Here is a 25554-nt window from a genome sequence, read left to right on the forward strand (position 1 = left end):
TGATGGAATAAACTGAAAAGTTCGGATGCGACTCAATCAGCCGTTACTCAACCTGCGAGTCGATCGATTCTGCTTGAATAAAAATTACTTGGCGGCTTCAAGCTGGCGAAGTGTTTCACTCATGACGGCCACTTGGTTGTTGAAGCGGTTGGAGTGAAACATGAATGTTGCCCGCTTGACAGAGCTACCAGCGATATTGGCAAGGTTGGAGTACTTGGCTGCGAGAGCTTTCTTGACTTCGATCTTGTTCTTCAAAACTTTCAGAGACATGTTCAATCATCCATTCAGCAAAGCAATGATCATCAATAAAGAGACACTCTTCCGGGGTGACTCTGTAAGTTGAGGAAGAATAACACGTTGCTTCCGCTTTGTCACGTCTGACAGGGTGATCCTTCCGCGGGCTCACGAGAGCTGGCCAACGGCGGACTTTGTTATGCCCGAATTTTGTTAAGAAGCATTTCTGATTGAGACTTAGCAGGTGGTCAGGAAGCGACGGTGATTGACTTAACCTCAAACATGGGAAGGAGATTCGTCAATCGAAGTACCTGCTGAATATCTTCGCTCGGATTATAAAGCTCGATCCTGTCAACCTGCTTTCGGAGGGTTGTGAGTAAGCCGAGCATGCCACTGGGCATTAATTTGACGCCACTGCAGTCAAACGCGAGGACTGAACACGTGTTGTCTTCGAGAAGTTTTCGCAACTGCTCACGATAAGAAGCAATGCAGACTTCGTCGGGAACATCCTGCCCGCCAAAACCGACCACAGTCAAAGCCCCGGTCTGATAAACCTGGAGGACGTCATTTCGGACGGCCGGTTTTTGACGAGCTTTGGATGGAGGACAGGCCGTTTCTCCATCATCAAAGATGCTGCCGGAGTTGGCACTGCTATCGGATGATTTTTCGTGGACTGAATCACCAGAAAGATCTGCTGTATCTGCCATTTCGGAGTCTCCAGACATCTCAGGGACTCAAACTTGCCTGCACAAAGGCACTTTGCCGGATGATCAGTCAACACTCTCGATTCATCCAGACAACATCGTGCCAATCCAACCCGACGACCGCAAGCAGTTGTTCGCGGTTCTGCTGATGAAATCCGCAAACATTCAGGTTTGAGCAACTTCCATCAAGAATATTCATTTCCCGCTTACCAACGACCCGGGGCCTTACCTGAGGTTTCGAGGAGGCTTTCGACCGGTGATTTTGTAAACGTATGCCAGAATTTCTGCGAAGACAGCATAGAGGTCTGAAGGGATTGGGTCACCCACACGCGTCAGTTTGTAAAGTGCTCGGGCGACAGGTTTTCGTTCGATAATCGGGACGCCATTCTCTGCTGCCAGCCTGCGAATCTGAGCAGCCAATTCTCCCGCTCCTTTGGCGACAACAATAGGTGCGGGCATCGTGGCGACGTCGTATTTGATCGCAATAGCGATTTCTGTTGGGTTCGTGATGACGACATCGGCCGTCTTGACTGACTGAAGTTCACGCCCTTGAGTCAATTTGCGATGGGCTTCGCGCCGGCGCATGCGAATCAATGGATCCCCATCCATCTCCTTGTATTCGTCCCGGATTTCCTGCTTACTCATCTTCAGATCCTGCTCATACTTCCACCATTGAAAGGCAAAATCAGCGAGAGCAGCGACGAAGATCGCCAAAGCCATCCAGAAAATGAGCGAGATCAGTTCTGAGCCTGCCACCACAGCGACAACTGTCAGAGGTTGATGTGCCAAGGCGGCAAAACGGTGTAGCCCATCGTACACGAACCAGGTCGCCACAGAGCCCAGTAAAGCCAGTTTTGCCAGATTGGCACCCAACCTCGCGACAGAAGTAATCGAGAACAACCGCTGAATTCCCGAAAGCGGATTGATCCTCTCCCATTTGGGTTGCAGGACTTCCGGTGAAAACAAAAATCCGACTTGCAGGAGATTAATCGCAATGGCAGCCAGAGCCAGCAGTATCAGCAGTGGTGCTACCTGCCAGCCCGATTCGCTCAGGTGTGCCCATGCCAGAGAGACAAGATCATTCTGGTCGAACGTCGTCCAGGGAGCAGCGGAAAGGCTGTTTCTCATCAACCGGGCCATGTACTCGGCCACATTCCGACCATGCCACCAGAGGACACCAGCCGAGCCGAGCATCAGTGCAGCGGCGGTGAGATCCTGGCTTTTGACGACGTTACCCTGCTCACGCGCTTCGCTACGCCTGCGCTCGGTCGGGTCTTCGGTTTTGTCGCCGGATTCATCTTCGGCCATGGCCTGAGGCACCTCCTTTCGAGGTGATCATGCCAAAGAAAGGGTGTTTCCAGAAAGATCAGTTTGTTGATGGATCTCCTCGTGGCTAAGCCAGCCAATCCATCCGGGAAAACTTCTCGTCAATTTGGAAAAGATCACTCGTGCGGAAGTTTACCCAGATTCTCATTCGCTCCAATCAGCATGAGGATATCCTGCTCCTCGATGATTTCATCGGGTTGAGGCACGCCGATCATTTTACGAGTCTCTTCGAGTTCACTTCCTGCCGGGGCTGGGATGGACCGACGGATGGCGACCAGATTGACGCCGTATTTGGCTCGCAGATTCAGCTCGCGAAGTGTCTTGCCACGAAAAGCACTGGGGGCTCTCAATTCAATCAACGTGTAACCTTCACCCAGATCGACGAAATCTTCGAGTGAGGGGTTGGCCAGCCTTCTCGCCAGTGCAATGCCAGCTTCCGATTCGGGCTGAATCACTTCATCAGCACCGATCTTGAGAAAAATCTGTGCATGCATCGACGTGGTGGCTCTTACAATCACCTTGGGAATGCCAAGTTTCTTGGCCAGCACTGCTGTCAGAAGTGCTGCCTCGAAATTCTCGCCAATCGCCACGACCAGATAATCGCATTTGTGAACGTCCTGGCCCCTCAAGGCCCGTTCATCGGTGGCATCGAGCACGACAGCCACATCGACCAGATCCTTGACATCAGCCACCGCATCTGCCGAAGTATCGATGGCGATCACCTGTGCCCGCGTCGAGGCCAGTTGCTCGATGACAGCGATTCCAAATCGACCAAGACCAACAATTGCGACTCTTTGCACTTGGCCTGTTCCCCAGTGAAATACTCTTCATGGCACGTTCGAAAATATCAGCATCGCAAGATTGACGGTCAGAATAGAGAGTCAACTTTTGACACGATGATTTTCCTGACCCTCGAAACAATAATGGATTTCGTGGCTTGTGAGAAACGGAAGCACTGCGAAAGATGTGTTGGCATGAGTTAGCGAAACGCGTCCTACCGGTTTTCGAGATTCATCAACTGGCAAGATTCTGATGATGGCACTCCCGTTAAATCGTTTGGAGCATACGGCGATGTTGGAAAGAATCTGGCAGCCGGTTCGACTTTGTCATGTGGCGACGGAAGTCGAGGCTCAATTAATCGTTTCTGTTTTGGATCAGGCCGGAATCCATGCTCGAGCACTCGGAGGTTATATTTCGGGCTTTCGAGCCGAAGTTCCCGGTATGGTCTCAATACTGGTCGATCAGCTCGATTATCAGGCAGCCCAGCAGATTTACTCACAACAGCAGAAACTTGCTCAACAAATCGACTGGAACCGAATTGATGTGGGCACTCCGGAGGAAGAATAGTTCACTTCGAAATCTCTCCTTCAAACTCCTCATCTCATTTACGACCATCTCCAGATTCTTCATCCGGCTTGGAAAGAAAGACAACTCATGGAAGAACTGATGTCAAAAGCCGCAGATTTCCTCCTCGCTGCAACAAATCTGCTGCTGGCTTTCGCGGATGTTGGCCGAACCTGGTTACCCTGGATTGGCTGGTGCGGGTTCAGTTTGTTCTGTATCGACTGGCACAGCGTCTACCGTCTGCTGAGCCGGCAAACGGCACTTCCATTACTCCTGTTGTTCGGTTTGATCTGTGCAGTGACGACTTTTCTTCAGAGCACCCCGGGCGTCGTGCCGGCAACGCCCATCACTGGCGGATGGCAACTTTCTCCCTGGACGATTTCAATCATACAGGTTTCACTCGCAGCCGGTCTGGCCATGTTCATGGGCACGATTCAGCTGCTGGTTTCTCCCCAAGAAACCACTGTCCGGCCATCGAGTGATCAGCGAAACCTTTAACCCAGAATGTTTTCGATATCTGGCACTCCTGTCGTAACGGGCCATCTTTTGCCCTGCCATGATTGAAAACCACGTCTTGATTCACTCAAACTCTTAATTAAACAACTTTGTCGAGTGCTGAGAGTTCTTCAGAGAGAGACCGATGACTGCCAATGCCCGACGACATGAACACGATCCGCAAGTCCGAATCGAGCACGATTTAATCGGCCCCAAAGAAGTTCCTGCAGATGCCTATTTTGGCGTGCAGACTGTCCGAGCGATCGAAAACTTTTCGATCTCAGGTGTGCCGATCAATCATTACCCGCATCTGATTCGAGCGCTGGCCATGGTGAAAATGGCTTGTGCGAGAGCCAATTTTGATGTGGGTAAACTCTCTCCCGAAATTCTGGCTGGCATCGAGAAAGCCTGCGAAGATCTCATTGAGGGCAAACTTCACGAACACTTCGTACTCGATGTCCTTCAGGGTGGGGCTGGCACATCGACCAATATGAATGCCAACGAAGTCATTGCCAACCGGGCACTGGAGCATATGGGTTACACTAAAGGTGAGTATCGCTTCTGCGATCCCCACGACCATGTCAACAAATCTCAATCAACAAACGACGTCTACCCCTCTGCACTTCATCTGGCTCTGCTTCTGGGGAATGCCGACCTGATGGGGGAGTTCCGACTGCTGATCAATTCCTTCCGCGCGAAGGCCGACGAGTTCTCTGATATCGTCAAGATGGGGCGCACCCAGCTTCAAGATGCAGTCCCCATGACTTTAGGTCAGGAGTTTCTGGGCTGGGCCAACAGTCTCGAAGACGAACTTGATGCGCTCCAGTTCGTCGAACAGGTGCTCTACGAGGTGAATCTGGGGGGGACTGCGATTGGAACGGGCCTCAATGCCCCTCGAGGCTATGCCGCCAAATGTGTCGAACATCTCGCTGTCATTTCAAAAAAGCCGATTCATCTGGCTCGAAATCTCGTCGAAGCGACGCAGGATACTCAAGCCTTTGTGCTCTACTCCGCCACACTCAAAAGTCTGGCCATTAAGCTTTCCAAAATCTGTAATGATCTGAGATTACTCTCTTCAGGTCCGCGAACTGGTATTAACGAAATCAATCTGCCAGCGTTACAGCCAGGCTCAACAATCATGCCCGGTAAGGTCAATCCGGTGATGCCGGAAGTTGTCAACATGGTCTGTTTTCGGGTCATTGGCAACGACCTGACAGTCACGATGGGTGCCGAGGCGGGCCAGTTACAGCTCAATGTGATGGAACCCGTGATGGCTGCCTGTCTGCTCGAATCACAAACGCTCTTTATGAATGCTGCCAGATCGTTACGAACCTTCTGCATCGACGGAATCACGGCCAATCGCGATGTTTGCCAGCGGTACATCGAACAGAGTGTTGGCGTGGTCACGGCATTGAATCCTCTGCTCGGATACGAGAAGGCGACTGTTCTTGCCGCTGAAGCCATGCGCACGGGCAAAGGGATTGTGCAACTTGTTCGTGAACAGCAACTGCTGACTGAAGAGCAGATTCAGCATGTGCTCGATCCCTCCGCAATGACCGGGCGATCCTCACATCGAGAGTAAGAGACTTCAGACCCTTTCGACTTTCTATTGAATTCACTTACCAGATGCGGGCGACTTTCATACTCCTGCATCGGCATCATTGAAAAGCATCCATGAGCATCATCGAGGCACAGCAGCTTTCCAAAAGCTATAAGGTCTTCCGCAAGAAAGAAGGTCTGCTCGGTTCGATCCAGGGGGTCTTTCATCGAGAGTACAAGGTCATTGAAGCAGTTCGAGATGTCAGTTTCTCTATTGAAAAAGGGGAAATGGTCGCGTTCCTGGGGGCGAATGGTGCCGGCAAGACCACCACACTCAAACTCCTCTCGGGATTGATTCATCCCACGACGGGTGAAGCTCACGTTTTAGGTCACATTCCGTGGAAGCGGGAAAATGCTTACCGCAGACGATTCTCCCTCGTCATGGGTCAAAAGAATCAGCTCTGGTGGGATTTGCCTGCTGTCGAATCTTTCCGTCTTCACCAGGAAATCTATCGGATCGACAAAGTGGTCTATGACCGGCGTCTCGATGAACTGACTTCGCTGCTCGAAGTGAAGCCTCTCATTCGACAAGCAGTGCGGGAGCTCTCCTTAGGCGAACGCATGCGTATGGAATTGATTGCGGCCTTGCTGCACGCGCCTGAGGTTCTTCTTCTCGATGAACCCACAATTGGCCTGGATGTGGTCTCGCAGCGTCGAGTGCAGGATTTTCTCAAGTTCTACCAGCAGTCACAGCAGATTACGGTCATTCTCACCAGTCACTATATGAAGGACGTGCAGGCTCTCTGCAAACGGGCCATTATCATCAGTGGTGGCACACTTCGATACGATGGGCCGCTGGCCGAACTGGTCGAGAAATTCAGCCAGTACAAGCTGCTTTCCTTGCAGTTTGCCGGCGAGTTCAATGCGGACGAACTGCAGACTTACGGCCGCATTATCGAGCACTTGCCCCCACGGGTGAAACTTGAAGTTCCCCGGCACAATCTTCCCGAACTCCTTTCAAATCTGCTGGCCCGCTACTCCATCGAGGATCTTGAAGTCCAGGAGCGACCTCTGGAAGATGTCATTGCCGAAGTCTTCACGGCGGCCAAAACACAATCAACTGAGAAGTAGGTTTTCAGTTTCCAGCGAAAGTGATCACTGAAATGAAATGCTATCGCAGTTGTCTCAACACGTTTCTCTTGTTCCCTTTCGCTCTGGCATTCCTGCTGGGTGTGAATCAATCGGCGATTGGGAATGAAGAGACTCCAACTGAAGCTGCTTTCCAAAAACTGCACGAGAGCGAACAGAAAAAGTACGCTCAGTTGGCCGAATCGTATTTGATGGCTCTGAAAGATCAGCCCGATAACCCGGTGCTCTGGTTGCAGGCTGGTGATGCCCGCTTTTTTGCCGGCGATAGCGCTGGGGCACTGGCGGCATACGATGAATGCCTGAGAATCTCTCCCGCTCGCTATGCTTCATTCTGGCAGCGAGGGCTGGTGCTGCATTCATTGGGCAAGTGGAAGGATGGGGCCCTTCAGTTTGAAGCTTACCATGAGCAGATCAGTCAGTCAGACCGCGAAAATGGCCTCTGGCAGTTTCTCTGTAACCGGGAACAATTCGACGAGAAAACAGCAATACAAAAGCGAATCCGCTACGAGAAAACGGATCGACAACCTTTTCCACTCGTCTATCGCTACTACGAAGGAGAAGTGACTCTCGAACAAGTCAAAGAACAGTTTGCGAAAGCCTCACTCTCAAAAAATGAGCAGCAATCGACCGATTTTTATCTGCCACTCTACGTGGCCCTGTTGATGGATGCTCGCGGACAGAAAGACAAAGCCAGAGCTTTGTACGACGACGCTCTCCAATCGACCTGGGCACGAGAAGCAGGCTATGGCCCGCATTACATGTGGCAAATCGCCCGGTTACAACGAGCACGCCTGCCCAAAAACACGAAATGAATAGCCATTTCGAAACAAACGTTGCTGGTTGAAGAGTTCTCATTTAGGGCTGGAATGGCAACTTTCCCTGTCCACGGGACGGGAGGCTGGAAGCCGCTTTTGTCGAACTGTAGACACGCACATAGTCCACAATCATCTCTGCCGGAAACTGGGATTTCTCATCGGGTGGGCCCAGAAAATTTCCTCCCACGGCCACATTCATGATCAGATAAAACGGCTGGTCAAACGGAGCCGGCCACGGATTCAGATCATGTTCTCCCGCTGGTTTCTTCCCTTGTCCGGTAGAGCCTTGCACACCACTGGTGCTCCACCAGAAGTTTTGAGTCTGATAGACCTTTCCATCGACCAGCCAACTGATTTTTCCAGGTTCCCATTCGACCGCATAGGTGTGAAAGTCGGCAATCGATGTCGCTGCCGGAAAGACAAACTCACTGCCGCTATGGGCGTTTTGAGGCCATCTGCCTCCATAGTGGAGTGTCCCTAAAACTTTTCCAGGCTCCTGTCCGCGAGCTTCCATGACGTCGATCTCGCCAGAGGCTGCCCAGGGCCCATATTGATCCCCTTGTGGCAGCATCCAGAGAGCTGGCCAGACACCTTTCTCGGTGGGCAGTTTGGCCCGAAATTCAAATTTGCCATACTTCTGGTTGAAGAGCGGAGATCCATCCCGCTGACGAGTCTTCAACTTCGCGGATGTGTAGCCACATCCCTGATACGATTCTTTGACCGCTCGAATATGGAGCATTCCATCACGAACGAACGCATTCTCAGGTTCTTTGGTGTAATACTGCAGTTCGTTGTTACCCCAACCACTGATCCATTGGTTGGAATGGTAGTTGTAGAAGCCGTTCCCAAGATCGAAATCCCACTTGGTGCGATCAATTTCGCTGCCGGCAAACTCGTCGCTCCACGTGAGCTCCCACTCGCTGGTTGGCTCTGCCGCTTGATTTCGTCCGGGAGATAATCCACCGATGGTTGAAAGGGTGATTCCAACCGCCAGGATCTGAAAGAAAGGACGTGCAATGGAGTTCATGAAATGTCTTATGAAGATGGGATGACTGTTATGCAAGATACAATCAACCACAGTTGATGGATCAATCTCCGAAGTTACCCCGCTTCTCAATTCATGAGTCAAGATTTTTACAAATGACAGCATGAAATGTCAGCTTCTTGGAATTTCCAGCCATTGAATATGACTGTTGGTCGTTTCAAAAACGGCAACAGTGAATTTTGTAGCACGATGCAGTGCCCCCGGATTGATCCGTCTGAGACCATCAATCGTAAATTCCCCTGCGAGATGTGAATGCCCGCAGAAAAGAACTTCTGGGCTGTCTCGACTAATTCTTTTGATGTCCAACGTTAGATGGCCATGTACCACTCCAAGCTTGCGGCCACCCAGCAAAATGACATCACCCCAGCCCAGACATGTTGCATGGAGTTCAGCAGCGGCGACCCTCAATTCTGAGGCGGAGTCCGCATCATGATTCCCGAATACAAACCATAGGGGCAGGCAAGAGCAGATCTCCAAGATGGGAGTACTGGCCAGATCCCCGCAATGAATCAGAGCCTCCACACCGGCTTGGCGTAAAACTTCAACAGCCACACGCGTGCGGGCCAATTCGTTGTGAGTATCCGAGAGGATCCCAAGCAGCACTTAGGGTGTTCCTTCCAATGAGCGTAAAATACGCTTCTTGCCATCATCCAAACAGCCCAATACTTGCCGTAAATCCATGCAGGAAGTTCTTTGTACCGACTTGACCGAGTTCTCCCTGGGCAAAAAATCCGGCAACAGGAACGGGGCCGAAGAATTCTTCCAGTTTCTGGGCATCGTGGTGAGGTGCGGAAAACAACCGCGTCCCTCGGCCGTTGCAGGTAAAGAGCAGGGCGGCTTGCGGTGCCGGATGGCTGGAACGGGCCGATTGCAGCATTTCGACCAGATCCTCGCTGGCCGTCACATGATCACGCAGATGAAACTGCACAGTTTGGCCCACGCGTGCTTTTCCACCAATCGCCAGCACTCCGGTATTACGATCAGCACCAATCACATTGGCAATCAGAAAATCGCCCCTGCGGAACTGATCGCGATACTCGGTCATGGCCAATCCGAGGTGTAAGCCGTTTTCGATCAGCCTCTGGTCAGTGGCGGATAAGTAAGCGTAAAGCTGTTCCAAACGAGCCAGCGGAGGCTCACCACCCAGTTCAACGATAAAATTTCGATCGGCCTTCGTCACCACATAGGTTGTTCCCACCGGTTTACACCCTTGTGAGACCACTGGTGTAAACGTCAGATTTCCCGAGAGAATGACTCCAATCGCCCCTTCTTCGAAAACCTGCGGTTCAATTCCCTTGTGAGCATAAAACAGGCGGTTTTCGCCCGGCCCACCGCCACTGGCCATACCACCAATGACCGGCAGGTTCGGCAAATCCTCTGCCAGATGATCTGTGATCAGATCTGTCAATGAGGAATACGGATCGGCCAGTACGATTGCACAGCGAGCATTCCCCTGAAGAAGTCCATTGACTCCCTGTGGTAAGCCCGTAGTGACGATGCCATCCGGCGTGCGTTCAAAAGTCGCCTGAAACGGGATCATTCCCACGCCGTCCCACGAGGCCGCCCAGACAGAAAGTGCCGGGCCATTTTCGATTTCCCGGCCTGTGGCCACAATCGATTCGCCCGAACAGCCGAGCAGGACTTTGGTACCTGTTTTGGAGACGAGCCCCGCCGACAGATTCTGCCAGGCATCCGCGTAATGGTGGGAGCAAAACACCAGCAGCAAATCGGGGTGTCGCCCCTCAAGCTGGCTTTGAATCTCAATAGCAACCTGTTCCATCGCACGAGCTAATGAAACTTCTGTCGTCCAGGCGGCTGCATATCGGTTCATAAAGGCAATCATCCTCAGGTGACTCAAAGGTTATCACCTAAGGATGAGCAATTCTTTAACCATCGGCAAGTGCTACGGACTCACCATATCAGGATCAAAATGAGTTTGATCTCAGTTGGAATCGGGGAGGTCACTCGTTGCATCAGTTCCAGTTCCAGAGAGGCGAACTGATGACTTGACAGTGCTCACGGTCTTGAAGTCATCTCGCGGGGCTCGTTCATCCTTGACCTGGCGAACCACGTTCGCAGTCCAGCCCGCGACACCAAACGGAATCTCGGCAGATCGCCAGATGGTGGAATCTTCCTGAGTTCGGCTGCCAGCTCGCTCGACTTCGAGTTTGCCTTCGTACTTCGTTGCTGATTGAGGGCCAGCCGGGGTGGAGAGATCTTCCGGAGCGTTACCCACAGTCATGGTGCGGTAATATCCTGCCAGCACGCCCAGCGGATAGAGCTGCAAAGCTGGGGAGACGATAGGAGTGATCTCGCCGCTGCCCACTTTGCGGTAACCTTTGACTACGGGCAGGAAGGAGAGCGGAATCCCTTCCTGATTCGTAATTCCTTGAGGAATCGCTGTCTCCGGGACGAGCACTTTGTAGATCTCCAGCCCAGCCAGACCAGTATCCAGCTTGCCATCGACTTCCTTGCCACGCTCGATACGGATCTCAATCCATCGGCAAGGCTTCTGTTCGCCTGCCACTTCGGCCATTTCTGATCCCAGAGCCTTGATCGTCACCTGCTCAGACCAGGGTGGTAATTCCAGATCACCTCCAGCGGCTCCCGGCCTGGCTTCGGTCTGCTCGAAGGTTCCCTGAAAGCGAACCCAGCTCCCCTCGGCTGGCAAATTCCAGATCAACGTTTGTGCTGAGACGTGCGCCTGAATCCCGAAGACCAGAGCCAGTGCGACCATCCAAGCAAGCTTTTGCGGCTGCCAACGTCTCATAACGAACCCTTTTGCCATCGACTTTCGGAGTGAAAGCATCTGAAGTGAATTTCTGAAAGAGTGTGCTTTTGAACACATTTCAATAATCGGGGAGATGTCGTTGTTTCTTTGTCATGATCGATGAAGCGGCCCACCACTCGCGACTCACAACTTCATCGATCTGGCGAATTCTTGAGTTTTGCCCGAACAGAGGGCACAAAACAAGCCGATTTCTTTGAGTTTGTTGGCTTCATGAGAGAAGTGTCAGCCCGTCAGCCCGAACATTCTGTGAAATCGACATGCGAAACGGGTACGGCAATGAGAGGGTATCCACTGGCGGTGATCGGTCACCCGGCACTTCTCCAAAGACAGGAAAATGGCCAGTGTTTCTCGGGGCATCAATATCTTTGATTAAATGCCCGGGCTCTGAGGGGTTTGCAGCGAATCATTTTGAGGAAAAACTTTGCGAAAAGAGGTCCGAATAGATTGTTCATTTCGCAAGTTGGCATGATATTGTCGTACAACTGCAGGAAGTCTTCATCAGGAAAGAAGATCGGGCGAATTTTCTCATTGCTGACTTCTCTAACGAGCCAAGGAATCGTCTCTATGCTGAGTCATTCGTTTTTCTGTCGGGTTCTGGGCGTCGCCATGTGTCTGGCCGTGACTGGTCTGTACCAGTCGTCTCAAAGCGTTGCGAGTGAGTCTCTCCCGGTAAAAACAGCCCTGGTAATGCCAACACAGGTAAAGCCAACACAGGAGAAGCCAGCGGAAGATTCACCAGCCACTCCAGCCACGACCACAATCACTCCTGGCTCAGAAAAAACAGGTCCGGGAGCAGCAGGCAAAAAAGTTCCGGAAGCCGAAGTCAAGCCTCTCAAGATTGCTCATTTGAAGATTTCCGGTGCTTTAACCGAGGGAGCGCCACTCGAAGGGCTCTTTGGTGAAACTTCCGAAACCTTATTCACTCTCATTGCTCGACTCGATAAAGCGGCAGCCGACAAGGAAATCCAGACGGTGGTCCTGGAGTTTGGTGACCTTGCTCTCGGTCGTGGCAAAATCTACGAACTTCGTTCGGCCATTGCCCGCATTCGTGCTGCCGGAAAAGATGTCTGGGCTTATCTCGATTCCGCCGATACCACCGCGTATCTCCTCGCTTCGGCCTGTGACAAAATCGTGATGCCGGAACCTGCCATGCTCATGATCCCCGGCGTGCGCGCTGAGGTCTGGTTCTATAAAGAGATGCTTTCCAAGCTCGATGTTGAGCCCGAAGTCGTGCGGATTGGCGAATTCAAATCGGCTGGTGAACCTTACACCCGTAAAGACATGAGCCCCGAGTTCAAAAAAGAGATGGATGAACTCCTTGACGACGTCTACTCCCAGATTGTGTCAACCATTGCGGAAAGTCGAAAAATTCCCGCAGACAAAGTTCGCGAGTTGATCGATACCGCCGTCTTCACCAGCGAAAAAGCCAAATCCGCCGGCCTTCTGGATGAGGTGCAGTATGAGTCTGGTCTCTATGAGGTGATCAAAAAATCTCACAACGTCACTTCCGCGAAACTGACTCGCAACTATGGTCGCAAGAAGACAGACGCTGACCTCTCTGGCCTGAATGGCATTATCACTTTGATGAATGCACTCTCCGGGCAGACACCCGCTTCTCGGAAGTCATCAGCACCTAAGGTTGGCATTCTGTATGCCAGTGGCATGATCTCCACAGGGAGCAGCCAGAACAGTCCCCTTTCGGGCGAAGTCCTTGGCTCAGAGACGTTCATTAAGGCAGTTCGCCAACTGCGAGATGACGATACCGTCAAGGCGGTTGTGTTGCGGATTGACAGTCCTGGTGGAAGTGCTCTGGCGAGTGATCTCATGTGGCATGAACTGGAACTTCTCAAGGCCAAAAAGCCACTCGTCGCCAGCATGAGCGATGTGGCCGGCAGTGGCGGCTATTACATAGCGATGGGGACTCAAAAGATTTATGCAGCCCCCGGAACGGTGACAGGCTCGATTGGTGTTGTCGGTGGAAAAGTGGCGCTCGAAAAACTCTACAATAAACTGGGCATCAACGTCGTCGTTCTCGAACGCGGCAAAAACAGCGGCGTACTCTCGACCACCACAGGCTTCACGGAATCTCAGCGGGAAGCGACTCGACTGCTGATGAATGAAATCTACGAGCAGTTCACCAGCAAGGCAGCGGCAGGACGAAAAATGGAAGTCGCACAACTGGAAAAGCTGGCCCGCGGCCGGATCTACTCAGGCAATCGTGCTCTCGAAATCGGACTTGTCGATCAGATCGGCACCATGGAAGATGCAATCCGCGGGGCACTGGAACTGGCCAAAGTCGAAAATCCCGCGAAAATCGAACGCCTGGAACTCCCCAAGCCAGGCAGTCCACTGGAATCGTTGCTGGGCCCCATGGGTGCTGAATCACGCATGGAAGCCCGTCTGGAACAACGTCTTAAAGATCTGATTCCCACAGCACTTCAACCCGCTCTGCAGGATGAACTGCTGATGCGTATGCTGGCGAATCAGCCCGTGCTGACCGTCATGCCCTACCGTCTCGAACTGAAGTAGTCGGCCAGAAATTCAACCGAGGGCAGGCCGGTTTCCCTGTCGATGACTCATTATCGACAGGCGAGTCTGGCTCGGCACAGATCATTCTTGTTCAGAAGACTCTTGCGAAAGATTGGTGACATGCGGAGATCCGCACGAAGGATTTCTTTTAGTGGGTTGGCGATCGTCAGCCTGCTTATCGGAACTCAGGGATGTTTCATCACATCGTCTCCACCTGTTGCAAATCAGGGCGGGGGGGATGCAGCAGCCGAAAAACTCACTGCGGCAGCCCTCAAGATGGAACAGGCGGCTGATCGACTGGCTGCCGCAGCCGATCGATTGTCGAAGCTGGAACTGAGGGTGGCTTCCGGGACAGGCCCCGCGGCTTCCGAAGCAACGGCTTCACCAACGACAGTAGAGGCCAAGCCCGCAGAGACAGCCGCCTCGTCGACCGAAGCCAAACTGATCCGCGAAGTTGATGAGCTCTACGCCAAATATCCGGATGTTCCCCGGGTCGACATTCTGAAGGAGCTCGACGGCATCGAAATTCCTCGTGTCAAAGCCGGTAGCGGCAAAACACTGGAACTGGGTGCAGGCATTCCGGTGGATGTCGGGAATCCGCACGCGGCTAATAAACCCAGCCAGCCGGTCAAAGGTGATCAGGTCATTGTGCGGTTCAATTCTGAGCCCAAATCTTTGAATCCTGTCATCGAACAGTCAGCAGTCCAAACTTACATGGGACAATACATCCAGGAAGCTCTGGCTCGGCAGGACAACGAGACCTTCGAGTTCGTGCCTCACCTTGCGACCAAATGGATTATCGAAGATTCCGTCAAGCTCTCGCCTGATTATCCCGGTAAGAAATATCGCCTCGTAATGGGTGACGGCACTCCACGACCGTCGGCAGAGATTGAGTATCTGGCGCCAGCTAAAAAGGAATCTCAAGGCGAACCCGAAGTCATGAAGATCGTTGTCAAAACGGTCAATGAGGAAGGGCAGCCCATTGCCAAAGGCTGGGTTGGCCTCTTTCCCATCGGCAAGATTCTGGGAGCGCCCACCACTGGCTACCACAACTGGAGCAACGAACAAGGCGAACTCGTCATCAGCGGAATCATTCCCGGCAAGTACCGCGTCCTGACCGGGAGCGAGATTTATGGAAAAGTGAAGCCACTGGCCGATGGAGCCATCGAGGTCACTCCGCTTTCCGAAGAGAATCCGCTTAAACAGGCACTTCCGCCCGGCCAGACATCGCTCGTTCTCAAAGCCGATGAATACCAGGATATTCAGCGCGAGACATGGATGACGTTTTATCTCGATCCTCGAGCCAAATGGTCTGATGGCACTCCCTTTACGAGTACCGATCTCAAGTTTGCCTTCGCGGTCTTGAACAACATCACGGTTGATTGTGATGCTGTTCGCACCTATTACTCAGATCTCACCGATCTGGATGCTCTTTCGCCGCTGGTCGTGCGCATGCGGTATCGGCAGCAATACTTTAAAGCGTTCGAATTTGGTGCCGGTATCGGCCTCTATACGCCTCCATTTGAGTTCTTCAAGAATCGATTGAAAACGCAGACCACAGAACCTGCGATCACAGGCTACGAGCTGACTCTCGATCGACTCACCGAAGCGGAAGAAGATGCTCAGAAGAAAGTGAGTGCGCACGGCAAACGGTTCGGAAAATTCTTTAATCTCGACACGGCCTACAACCAGACGCCTCTGGGAACTGGCCCTTATATGGTCGAAAGCTGGAAGAAGACCGATCGTGTCATTCTGAGCAGAAATGACAGTTACTGGCTGCCCGAACGGAGTGGTTACCTTGATAAGCTGATCTTCCGTTTTCTCCCCGATAATACGACCGCGCTGCAATCGTTGCGTGCCGGCGAAATCGACTTCAATTACCGGATGGACCCCGAGCAATTCACCAAGGATCTGGCTGGCCCGCCCGACTGGTTCAAAGACAAGTTCATCAAAGCCGATTGGTACACCCCGAACTATGGCTACTACTGCTGGAATCTCAACCGGCCCTACTTCAAAGACCAGCGAGTCCGCATGGCTCTAGCTATGCTGTTCGAAAAAGAAGCGTTCCTGAAAAACAAGATGTACAACCTGGGAACGATGGTCAGTGGCAGCCAGTATTACTTTGGTCCTGGCTATGACCACTCGGTCAAATCGGTCGATTACAGTCCCGAAACGGCTCGCGATCTTCTCGCGACTGCCGGGTGGATCGATACAAATCGGGATGGCATTCTTGACCGAGACGGTGTGAAGCTCAGCTTCGAAGCTCTGATTCCTCCCGGCAATCCTGTCATTGATGACCGTACGGCTCTGCTGCAGAAAACACTCAAGCAGGTCGGGATCGATATGCAGATTTCCCGCATGGAATGGGCGGCTTTTGTCGAGCGTCTCAAAGCCAAGGATTTCGATGTCGTGACCCTCTCGTGGGCCATGCCTGTTGAGAGTGACCCCTTCCAGCTCTGGCACAGTTCGGGAGCTACGCCTGAATCGCGAGGCAGTAATGCCGGCTCTTTTGCGAACAATCTGGCCGATGAGCTGATTGAGAAGATTCGAGTCACGCTTGAACCCGATAAGCGGGCGCTTCTGAACTATTCACTCCATCGACTGCTCGATGCCCAGCAGCCCTATCTGTTCCTCTATTGCTCAAAAGATCTGGGGGCATATCACAAACGCTTCCGGGGGGTGAAGTGGTATCGTCTGCGGCCCGGTTTTGATCTGGCTGAGTGGTATGTCCCCAAGGATGAGCAGGTTCATAAGTCGGAATAATACGGGAATCGTGAAGTCTTCAGGGCGACTTGCCGAGGCATTGAATTCATAGTCCGACCATCTGATGTGTGGAATGCATGGCGACGTATATCTTTCGACGACTGCTGCTGATGATTCCGACGTTGTTCGGAATTCTCGTGCTGTCATTCATCGTCATTAAATCCACACCTGGCGATCCTGCCTCCGGTCGTTTTGGTGGTGCTGCTGCGGCGCAAGGCGGAATGAATGCCGAGCGTGGGACCGAGGACGCGGAAAAAGCCTTCCGTAAGAACTTCAAACTGGATGAACCGCTGTATGTCCAGTTTTTCTGGTTTGTGGGCCGCATCTTCCGTGGCGAAATGATTTACTACACCAAGCAGGGTTCCATCTGGCCCGATCTCATCCCGGCAATGAAGATCACACTGATGATCAACTCGATCGTGTTCTTGCTGGTCTATCTCCTGGCGATTCCCATGGGGATCTTCAGTGCCACCGCCCCTCACAGCACGGGCGATCGAATCATGACACTCACTCTGTTTGTGCTCTACAGCCTCCCGTCCTTCTGGGTGGCGGAAATGCTGCGGTTGGGAGTGCTCGAATCGAATTTAGGCCTCCCAGTCAGCGGATTGCAGAGCCCCAATGCCGATCGATTGAGTCTGCTCCCCTGGCTTTGGGACTACACGCTGCATCTGGTGCTCCCCATACTTTGTATGACGTACGCCTCCCTGGCATACATCAGTCGGCAGATGCGGGCGGGCATGCTTGAAGTCGTCCGGCAGGATTACATTCGCACGGCCAAAGCCAAAGGCTGCAGTCCCGCGCGAGTCATCTGGGTGCATGCTCTGCGCAACAGCCTGTTTCCCATCATCACGTTATTCGCTTCACTTCTTCCCGCTCTGATTGGCGGCAGTGTCATCATCGAATACATTTTCAACATTCCCGGCATGGGCAAACTCACCATCGACAGTGTGTTTTCGCGTGAGTACGACATGATTCTCGTCACGATGATGCTTTCAGCAGTCTTGACGCTCCTTGGAATTCTGATTTCCGACATCATGTATGTTCTGGTTGATCCCCGCGTCTCGTTCGAAAGCAAGAACTGATGGCTGCGGATCGTCCACTTCAGACAATGACACCTTCCTCGCCTCAGCCGACCGGGCCAGCGGCAGCAAGTGGAGCCTCTCCAGTTGCTGCTGGTGAGAAGGTCGAGGCTTCTCTCAGTACCAGTTCAACTCCGCCGCCGGTTGTTCAAACCTCTCGCAGTGAACAGTCGCAGGCCGCTCAGATCTGGCGCGAGTTCAAGAAACGAAAACTCGCTGTCTGTGCGGCCATTCTCATGATTGTCGAAATCATGATTGCGGTCTTTGCACCGTTCATTGCGAATGACAGGCCAATGGCCTTTCGCGGCGTGAATCGCTTCGAGTTCCAGCAGTTGATTCAGACCGTCGAATCGTTAGTGGCTCTGGCAAATGGTGAAAGTCGCCAGGAAGGTGGGGCGGCAAAAAAGGTCTATCCAGTTCTGGAAAAGGCGCAGTCACTGCTGGAAACAGCCGCTGCAGAGATCGATGTCTCCACATCCAACGGCAGCGAATCTCACCAGCAATTTGAGGGTTTGATTCAACAGATTCAGGATTTGCAGAAACCCCTCGGCTCGTTTCCTGACCAGTCCTCTGCGTTGCCGCCAGAACTGATTCAGGGAATTCAGGCACTTCTTAAGGATGTCAAAACGCTGAAGAAAAGCGAATTGCCTCCACTGCTCTCCCGCTGGTATTTCCCGGCACTCGCTCAACTCAATGGAATCGACTTCTGGTTTATTGCCGCAGCGATTTTCTGGCCGTTCTGGTGGCTAGCCACACGCACCTTGTCATTCGCTTATCGACAACCTCGCTGGGTGCAACTGCTTGTTCTGGCTGGCGTTCCCACACTGGCTGCAGGGATTTGGGTCGAAATCAACCCCTCTCGACTCGATCAAACCAATTACAAGCAAGGTGTGCTGACGGCCTACGACTTCTCCCGAACTGCGCCGGTGATCTACGATGTTGTTGTCTGGCCGCTCGTTCCTTTTGGCATCGATGAGTACGACACGTCCAATCAGACCCAGCCACCCGCCTTTTCGCTCAAGGAACCACAAAAGCTCGCCACACCATGGGATCGTCCGCACTGGCTGGGGACGAATCATAATGGCGTCGATCTCCTGACACTTCTGATCTGGGGAGCACGCATCAGCCTTTCTGTCGGGCTGGTGGCGGTTTTGATCTACATGTCGATTGGGATAGTGCTCGGTGCGCTGGCGGGCTATTTCCGCGGTTGGGTCGATATTCTGATATCACGCCTTATTGAAGTGGTCATCTGCTTCCCGACACTATTCCTCGTGTTAACGATTGTCGCTCTTCTGAAACCCAGCCTGATCAACATCATGATTGTCATCGGCCTTACCGGCTGGACAGGTGTTGCCCGGTTGGTTCGCAGCGAGTTTTTGCGGCTGGTCAATCAGGAATTTGTGCTGGCTGGTAAGTCGATTGGATTTTCTTCCACTCGCCTGATCTTCCGTCATATCCTCCCCAATGCCTTAGCCCCAGTGGTGGTGGCGGCCACATTCGGCATTGCCGGAGCCATCCTTCTCGAAAGCTCACTGTCGTTTTTGGGGCTGGGTGTCCGTGTTCCTACACCTTCCTGGGGCACAATTCTCAGTGAAGGCCGCACTCGCCTGTTGCAGGCTCCCTGGCAGATGACGTACCCTGGCTTCGCCATTTTCATCACCGTCACTTGCTACAATCTGATTGGCGAGGCGCTGCGGGATGCGGCTGATCCAAGGCTCCGTGGCACGCGATAAACTCATATTTCTCATGATGTTGTGTTGTGTGTCTATTGCGTGTGAGTGGGCGATTAGTACAGTGGCTGACCTTCTGGCAACGGTCCTTCGGATTGTCCCACGAACCCTCCCGGCGTCCCAGGTGTCCGCTTCGCCAGTGGACGGTGAACTCGTATCGAAAGTCCGAGAGTTCTCAAGGTGCTGGTTTTCGCGTTGAGAATTGCGTAAAATCCTGCGGCAACACATTTTTCTCTTTCACATCGAGTCGTGACGAAAGAGAGAATAAAGTGCCTTGGGATCAGAAGCAGTTCATTCAGCGAACTAATAGCGAACGTCCCAAGCATGAATTGAGGGGTTTGCACCGCCCCAATTTTTGAACTGGTGCCTGACTGAATTCTCAAGAAGGAACGACATCGTGGCGATCGTCGAGCGACCGCAGACCAAAACGCAAACCATCAACGGCGCGGAAATTCTGGTGCGGGGGCTAATTCGTCAGGGTGTAGACGTCATTTTCGCCTACCCTGGTGGATGTAGTATGCCGCTGCACCAGGCACTGACCTTCCACCGCGACGAGATCCGCACGATCCTCCCGCGTCATGAGCAAGGTGGCGGATTCGCGGCTCAAGGTGTCGCCCGCACAACCGGTGAAGTGGGCGTGTGTATGGCGACCAGTGGCCCTGGTGCCACCAATCTCGTCACCGCCATCGCCGATGCCAAGATGGATAGCATTCCGCTGGTAGCCATTACCGGCCAGGTGCCAACGACAGTCATCGGCACTGACGCGTTTCAAGAAACACCCATCGTTGAGATCTGCCGCGCGATCACCAAGGCCCATTACCTGATTACCGATGTCCGCGATACCGCACGCATCGTCAAAGAAGCTTTCTACATTGCACGCACGGGCCGACCCGGGCCTGTGCTGATTGACTTCCCGAAGAACGTGCAGCTCGCAACGATCGACGAGGAGCCTGATCTCGATCCGCCAATGAATCTGCCCGGTTACCATCCCGAGATTCGCAAACCGACCTCGACTCAGATTCGCGAAATTCTGGCGGCGATCCGCGAATCCAAGAAGCCAATTTTTTACATCGGTGGTGGTGTCGTTCAATCGGATGCATCCGAAGAGTTCACCAAGTTTGCCCTTAAAACGGGCATCCCGGTCGCCACAACGGTGATGGGCATTGGAGCTTTCCCGGGTGATCATCCGCAGTCGCTGCATATGCTTGGCATGCACGGTACGGCCTACTCGAATATGGCCATCGCTGAAGCGGATCTGCTGATTGCGCTGGGCGTGCGTTTCGATGATCGCGTCACAGGGAAACTCGATGAGTTTGCCAAACATGGCCGCATCATCCACGTCGATATCGATCCCTCAGAGCTTCACAAGAACAAAAAAGCTCACATCCCGATTGTTGGGAATGTGAAAGACGTTCTCCATGGGCTGAATGCACTGGTGAGCGATGATGACATTCCTGAGATGGATGCCTGGTGGCGACAGCTCAATGAATGGCGCGACAAATATCCTTTGAAGTACCGCGATTCGGGTGACTTCATTATCCCGCAGTATGCGATTGACGAACTCTGGCGACAGACGAAAGATCGCGATGCTTACGTCAGTGTGGGGGTGGGTCAGCACCAGATGTTCGCTGCCCAGTTCTACAAGTTCAGCAAGCCTCGCCGCTGGCTGAGCAGTTCGGGACTGGGAACGATGGGTTTCGGTTTGCCTGCCGCCATGGGTGTTCAAGCTGCCTTCCCTGATGCTTTGAGTATTGATATCGATGGCGATGGTTGCATGCTCATGAATGTTCAGGAGCTGGCCACGCTCTCCTGTGAAAAACTCCCCGTGAAAATTCTCCTGTTGAACAATCAGCACCTGGGGATGGTGGTTCAGTGGGAAGATCGCTTCCATGAAGGGAATCGGGCACACACCTATCTGGGGCCCATCGATCACCCGGAAGCTGTGGGTGCCGGGGATGGAACTCACTACGAAGAGACCTATCCGAACTTTGTGCAGATCGCCAAAGGCTTTGGTGTCGAAGCGAGTCAGGTGCGGAGTAAGAAGGAGTTTCCGGCAGCACTCGCCAAAATGCTGGCTTACCCGGGCCCCTATCTCCTCGATGTGCTGACACCATATCAGGAACATGTTCTGCCCATGATCCCAAGTGGTAAAACGGTGAAAGACATCATCCTCGAGTAGTTCACCTCTCCCCGGATGTGTTTTGAATGAGAGAACCCCATGCCGACGCCAGGTATGGGGTTCTTGTTTTACTCAACCCATGCGGTCTCGTTTCTCTGGCAATCAAGCTCGTTGAAACTCTCGTTGCCAAAGTTCAACTGGATCATAAGTCGCTGGCTCACTACTATTCTGGAAATGATTCTTGCCCGAGATGGAGCAGGAATCGCAGGTGGCAATGTGGCAAGGATGACCACAAATGGCTTTGCAAAGGCTCGCTGTTCAACGATCGTTGTGGTGCTTGTTCGGACTTTTATGGGCCTTCAGCAGTGGTATTTCTGCCCATCGCTTGATCGCTGACGACGCGAAACAGCCCCTTCAGGAAATGCATGGCTTCCGGGTGCATCCCGACTTTCTGATCGAACCTTTTGCCGATGATAAACTGGCCCATGACATTTACTGCATGACCATCGACCCGCAAGGACGGGTCGTTGTCGCTGGTCCTGGCTATATTCGCATCCTGATCGATGAAGATCAAAACGGCGTCGCCGACAAAGCCATCACCTTCGCCAGCGAGCCTCGCAATGGCGCCCAGAGTCTGGTCTATCATGGGCGAGACCTCCTGGCAGTAGGAGATCGTGGCGTACTTCACTTCGAAGATCGCGATGGTGACGATATCGCAGATGGCCCTGCCAAGGTCTACCTGCAGATCAAGACTGGTGGTGAACATGATGCTCATTCGCTTCAGAAAGGGGCCGATGGCTGGTGGTATCTTCTGGCCGGAAACATGGCCCGGGCCGACAGTCGGTATGTCACGCTCAAATCTTCTCCCATCACCAAACCCGTTCATGGCGTGTGGATGCGGATTCGCCCTGATATGAAGGCCGCTGAGGTCTTGACGGATGGTTTACGTAATGCCTACGACTTTGCCTTCGATCAGCATGGCCGGGCTGTCACTTTCGACAGCGATGATGAACGTGACATTTCGCTGCCATGGTATCGGCCGACTCGCGTGCTTGAGCTGACGCCTACTTTTCATATGGGCTGGGAAAGCAACAGTTGGAAGCGTCCTGACGATTGGTTGGATTCGCCACGAGTGCTCGCCACTGCAGGCCGTGGTTCCCCGACTGGTGTTCTTTCTTATCAACACGACGCCTTGGGTGAATCATGGCGTAACACGCTTTTTCTGCTCGATTGGACCTATGGCCGACTCATGTCGATATCTCCCCATCAGGTGGCAGCGACTGACAAAGAGACTCGCCAGGCACCACAGCCCCCCGCACTGATTCTCACTGCCGCACCAGGATTTGGTTTCGCCCCCACCGATATGGAAGTCGGGCCGGATGGGAGCATTTACATCTGTGTGGGTGGTCGCGGCACACAAGGCGGAATCTACCGCTTACGGCCCAAGCAGGCCGTCTCGACAGCCCAGCCAGACTCTGCATTATCGCCAGTCGATAGGTCCATGCACGCGATCTTGAATGCTCCCCAACCTTTAAGCAGTTGGTCGCGGGCGCGGTGGATTCCACTGGCGCGAATGGCTGGCCGGGAAGCACTTCTGGCTGCAGCGCTGGAGACTTCCAGATCGGATGCCGAGAGAATCCGTGCCATTGAAGCCATCACCGAACTCTATGGCGGGCTGAAGGCCGTCGAACTGCTGAATCTGGTTCCGGATGCTCAAGCCAGTCGACCTGTCGTAGCCCGGGCAGTCTGGTCAGTCTTCCGAAACGGTGACCTTCCACCGGTCGAGGCAATCGAGAGAGTGATCCCCGCAATAGAGCAGGAACCCAAGTCTTCGGCAGGCCGTCATGAGAGCAGCCTTTTGGAACAGTCTCTGCTTGAAGGCTTATTGACAATCGAAGCTTCGCAGATATCGAATCCTGACTGGAAAGAGTTCTCTCCCGTCATCATCTCCTGTCTGTCTCATTCTGATCGCCTCGTGCGTACTCTGGCTGCGCGAGTTGTCGCCAGGGTTCCTGAGGATCTTCTCCCACAGATTGCCAGCGAAGCCGGGAAACGCGGCCCCAAAGCAGCGATAGCTTATGCGTTTGGTTGGATCGATCGCACAGATGCTCTTCCAACGAGGCTCGAAAGTTCCGCTGCTTCAGTCGCCTTGAAAGTTCTGGAACGATCCAGCGACATCGAAGCTCAACAAGAGGCGATTCGACTTCTGCAAAAAATTCTCGGTGGTGTCGGTGGGCCAACTGATGTTCCACCAGCATTTCTCGGATATGTTGCTGGCGCCAATCTCTCGACAGTCGAACGTCAGATCGATCAGTTAAGAGTTGACCTCGCCAGAATCTATCTGGGCCGCACATCGGGCAATCAGGTCGAACTGGAACGAGTTCTCGCCATGATCGAACTCGCCCACGAGCCTGTCCTCACAAAGCTCCTTGGCCAACTGAGCGAAACATCGAACCCGATCGACGATATTCACGTGCTCGCGGTTTCTGCCTGTATGCGGGTGGCTCGCACTGGCAGCCATCGCGAGGCAATCATCAGCGCGTTTCTCGATCTTGATCGCAAGATCATGGCACACCAACTTCCACGTGATACCTATTGGAACGACCGCATCCGAGATATTTATCTGGCCCATTGTGCCATTGATGAAATGCTGCCAGTCGTGATGGCACAGCATCCCAAACTGGGCCGGTCTCATCATGTGCTCTATCTCAGTAAATTCCCCGGCGAGTTGTTTGGAATTGCCCTGGGTGGTTTCGTGAAGCAGATTGAAACGGATCCTGATTATCTTTGGACAGGCGATGTGCTCTTCCTGCTTGCCTCAGCGAACGATCCCAAACTTCGAGAACTCATCCGCAAACAGGCCCAGGAGTTTCGATTGAAATCGCCGGCCACGATTGCACTTTCCGAACATCCTGAAGAAGCCGAGCGATCACTTTTTGTGGAGGGATTGGCCTCCCCGCAACGGGAAGTCTACACAGCTTCGATTCAAGCCCTGGGGCAACTCACGCCGGCGACCGATGCTGCGACACAACTGGCGCTTTTAGCCACTGCGCGCCGGTTGAATACAGATGCTCAGGAATACCGTTTGCGCGAACAGGTGATCGCACTTCTGGAGAGAAATCTCCAGTACGTCGAAAACTCCTTTGTTAAAGGGGAAGCTGGCTTTGTTCCGCAGACAGAAGCACTGGCGGCCTGGGAACGATACCTGTCCCGTCTCTATCCAGAGGAAATGACACGTCTGGCGAACATTGGTCAAGCCGAGCAAAAGGCTCTGGTCGATAACTGGCAGGTTGCCCGCACTCTTACGGGCGATTCACAGCGTGGTTCGATGGTCTTTCGCAATCGTACATGCCAGCAGTGCCATTCCGGTGCAGGGCTGTCGACATCCAGTGCTCTGGGGCCGAATCTGGCGGGTGCCGCGAAACGATTCAGTCGAGACGATCTGCTGATTGCGATGATCGATCCCAGTCGCGATGTTTCTTCAAGGTACCAGGCCACTCTGATTGAGCATATCGACGGAAGGACACTCACAGGGATGATTGTGTATGAATCAACGGATGGCCTGCTCATGCGAAATGCCACAGGGCAGGTTTTTCGTGTGGAATCGAAAGAGATTGAGAATCGCCGCCCACTCACGACGTCTCTGATGCCGGTCGGCTTACTCAATGGTGTCTCAGCCCAGGATCTCGCCGACCTCGAAGCTTATCTGCAACTGACTGAATAGCTTTGGCTGCCAGAATTTTATGCCTACTTGCGGCCTGATTTTGTCAACTTGAGCGAGACAACGATTCGCTCCTACCGGGTGGGGTGGCACGCAACGCCGTCCACGATTTTCTCAGCAGGAGTTGAGCAGTCTTTCTCCTTGGCGGCGTTGGGTTTGAGTCAGGCGTTG

Annotated in this window: 19 protein-coding genes; 11 read left to right on the top strand and 8 right to left on the bottom strand. The window is 53.1% G+C overall.

Annotation, left to right across the window (positions count from 1 at the left end; genetic code table 11):
* Positions 1-84: 84 nt before the first annotated feature.
* The 4 genes from A6X21_RS16945 to A6X21_RS16960 form a co-directional block, all read right to left on the bottom strand.
* Positions 85-270 carry a hypothetical protein gene (locus A6X21_RS16945; RefSeq protein WP_013109654.1) on the bottom strand — a complete coding sequence of 62 codons (186 nt, stop codon included), beginning with the start codon at positions 268-270 and terminating at the stop codon, positions 85-87.
* A gap of 212 nt (positions 271-482) precedes the next feature.
* A complete protein-coding gene (locus A6X21_RS16950; protein WP_068850211.1) occupies positions 483-941 on the bottom strand; it encodes an STAS domain-containing protein in 459 nt (152 codons plus the stop codon).
* A 222-nt stretch (positions 942-1163) separates the two neighbouring features.
* The gene (flhB, locus tag A6X21_RS16955) at positions 1164-2246 is read right to left on the bottom strand and encodes a flagellar biosynthesis protein FlhB (protein WP_068850133.1); all 1083 of its coding nucleotides are present in this window, start codon (positions 2244-2246) and stop codon (positions 1164-1166) included.
* Positions 2247-2380: 134 nt separating this feature from the next.
* Positions 2381-3064 carry a potassium channel family protein gene (locus A6X21_RS16960; protein WP_068850137.1) on the bottom strand — a complete coding sequence of 228 codons (684 nt, stop codon included), beginning with the start codon at positions 3062-3064 and terminating at the stop codon, positions 2381-2383.
* Between the two features lie 235 nt (positions 3065-3299).
* Between A6X21_RS16960 and A6X21_RS16965 the strand changes: the two genes are divergently transcribed.
* The 5 genes from A6X21_RS16965 to A6X21_RS16985 all read left to right on the top strand — a co-directional run bounded on the left by A6X21_RS16965 (position 3300) and on the right by A6X21_RS16985 (position 7603).
* Entirely contained in the window at positions 3300-3611 is a 312-nt protein-coding gene (locus A6X21_RS16965) for a putative signal transducing protein (protein ID WP_165603833.1), read from the top strand.
* Between the two features lie 87 nt (positions 3612-3698).
* Positions 3699-4106, top strand: coding sequence for a hypothetical protein (locus A6X21_RS16970; RefSeq protein ID WP_068850142.1), 408 nt, complete (start codon positions 3699-3701; stop codon positions 4104-4106).
* A gap of 142 nt (positions 4107-4248) precedes the next feature.
* A complete protein-coding gene (locus A6X21_RS16975; protein WP_068850145.1) occupies positions 4249-5685 on the top strand; it encodes an aspartate ammonia-lyase in 1437 nt (478 codons plus the stop codon).
* A 92-nt stretch (positions 5686-5777) separates the two neighbouring features.
* Entirely contained in the window at positions 5778-6773 is a 996-nt protein-coding gene (locus A6X21_RS16980) for an ABC transporter ATP-binding protein (RefSeq protein WP_068850148.1), read from the top strand.
* A gap of 32 nt (positions 6774-6805) precedes the next feature.
* The gene (locus tag A6X21_RS16985) at positions 6806-7603 is read left to right on the top strand and encodes a tetratricopeptide repeat protein (protein WP_068850151.1); all 798 of its coding nucleotides are present in this window, start codon (positions 6806-6808) and stop codon (positions 7601-7603) included.
* Between the two features lie 43 nt (positions 7604-7646).
* Here A6X21_RS16985 and A6X21_RS16990 read toward each other — a convergent pair whose 3' ends face one another.
* The 4 genes from A6X21_RS16990 to A6X21_RS17005 all read right to left on the bottom strand — a co-directional run bounded on the left by A6X21_RS16990 (position 7647) and on the right by A6X21_RS17005 (position 11421).
* Positions 7647-8633, bottom strand: a complete 987-nt coding sequence (locus A6X21_RS16990; protein ID WP_068850154.1) for a glycoside hydrolase family 16 protein — start codon at positions 8631-8633, stop codon at positions 7647-7649.
* A gap of 129 nt (positions 8634-8762) precedes the next feature.
* A complete protein-coding gene (locus tag A6X21_RS16995; protein ID WP_068850156.1) occupies positions 8763-9254 on the bottom strand; it encodes a metallophosphoesterase family protein in 492 nt (163 codons plus the stop codon).
* Positions 9255-9297: 43 nt separating this feature from the next.
* The gene (locus A6X21_RS17000) at positions 9298-10482 is read right to left on the bottom strand and encodes an FIST signal transduction protein (RefSeq protein WP_068850214.1); all 1185 of its coding nucleotides are present in this window, start codon (positions 10480-10482) and stop codon (positions 9298-9300) included.
* Positions 10483-10593: 111 nt separating this feature from the next.
* Positions 10594-11421, bottom strand: coding sequence for a hypothetical protein (locus A6X21_RS17005; protein WP_068850217.1), 828 nt, complete (start codon positions 11419-11421; stop codon positions 10594-10596).
* A 585-nt stretch (positions 11422-12006) separates the two neighbouring features.
* Between A6X21_RS17005 and sppA the strand changes: the two genes are divergently transcribed.
* From sppA to A6X21_RS17045, 6 genes are all read left to right on the top strand, one after another.
* A complete protein-coding gene (gene sppA / locus A6X21_RS17015; RefSeq protein ID WP_068850162.1) occupies positions 12007-13971 on the top strand; it encodes a signal peptide peptidase SppA in 1965 nt (654 codons plus the stop codon).
* Between the two features lie 120 nt (positions 13972-14091).
* Positions 14092-16734 carry a peptide-binding protein gene (locus A6X21_RS17020; protein ID WP_240490305.1) on the top strand — a complete coding sequence of 881 codons (2643 nt, stop codon included), beginning with the start codon at positions 14092-14094 and terminating at the stop codon, positions 16732-16734.
* Positions 16735-16811: 77 nt separating this feature from the next.
* Positions 16812-17816, top strand: coding sequence for an ABC transporter permease (locus tag A6X21_RS17025; RefSeq protein ID WP_068850165.1), 1005 nt, complete (start codon positions 16812-16814; stop codon positions 17814-17816).
* Positions 17816-19546, top strand: coding sequence for an ABC transporter permease (locus A6X21_RS17030; protein ID WP_068850168.1), 1731 nt, complete (start codon positions 17816-17818; stop codon positions 19544-19546). The genes A6X21_RS17025 and A6X21_RS17030 overlap by 1 nt, the downstream gene beginning before the upstream one ends.
* A 394-nt stretch (positions 19547-19940) precedes the next feature.
* A complete protein-coding gene (ilvB, locus tag A6X21_RS17035) occupies positions 19941-21722 on the top strand; it encodes a biosynthetic-type acetolactate synthase large subunit (RefSeq protein ID WP_068850171.1) in 1782 nt (593 codons plus the stop codon).
* Positions 21723-21957: 235 nt separating this feature from the next.
* The gene (locus A6X21_RS17045) at positions 21958-25386 is read left to right on the top strand and encodes a DUF7133 domain-containing protein (protein ID WP_083233687.1); all 3429 of its coding nucleotides are present in this window, start codon (positions 21958-21960) and stop codon (positions 25384-25386) included.
* The last annotated feature ends 168 nt before the right edge of the window (positions 25387-25554 follow it).

The sequence above is a fragment of the Planctopirus hydrillae genome, assembly GCF_001707835.1.
In the GTDB taxonomy this organism is placed as follows: domain Bacteria; phylum Planctomycetota; class Planctomycetia; order Planctomycetales; family Planctomycetaceae; genus Planctopirus; species Planctopirus hydrillae.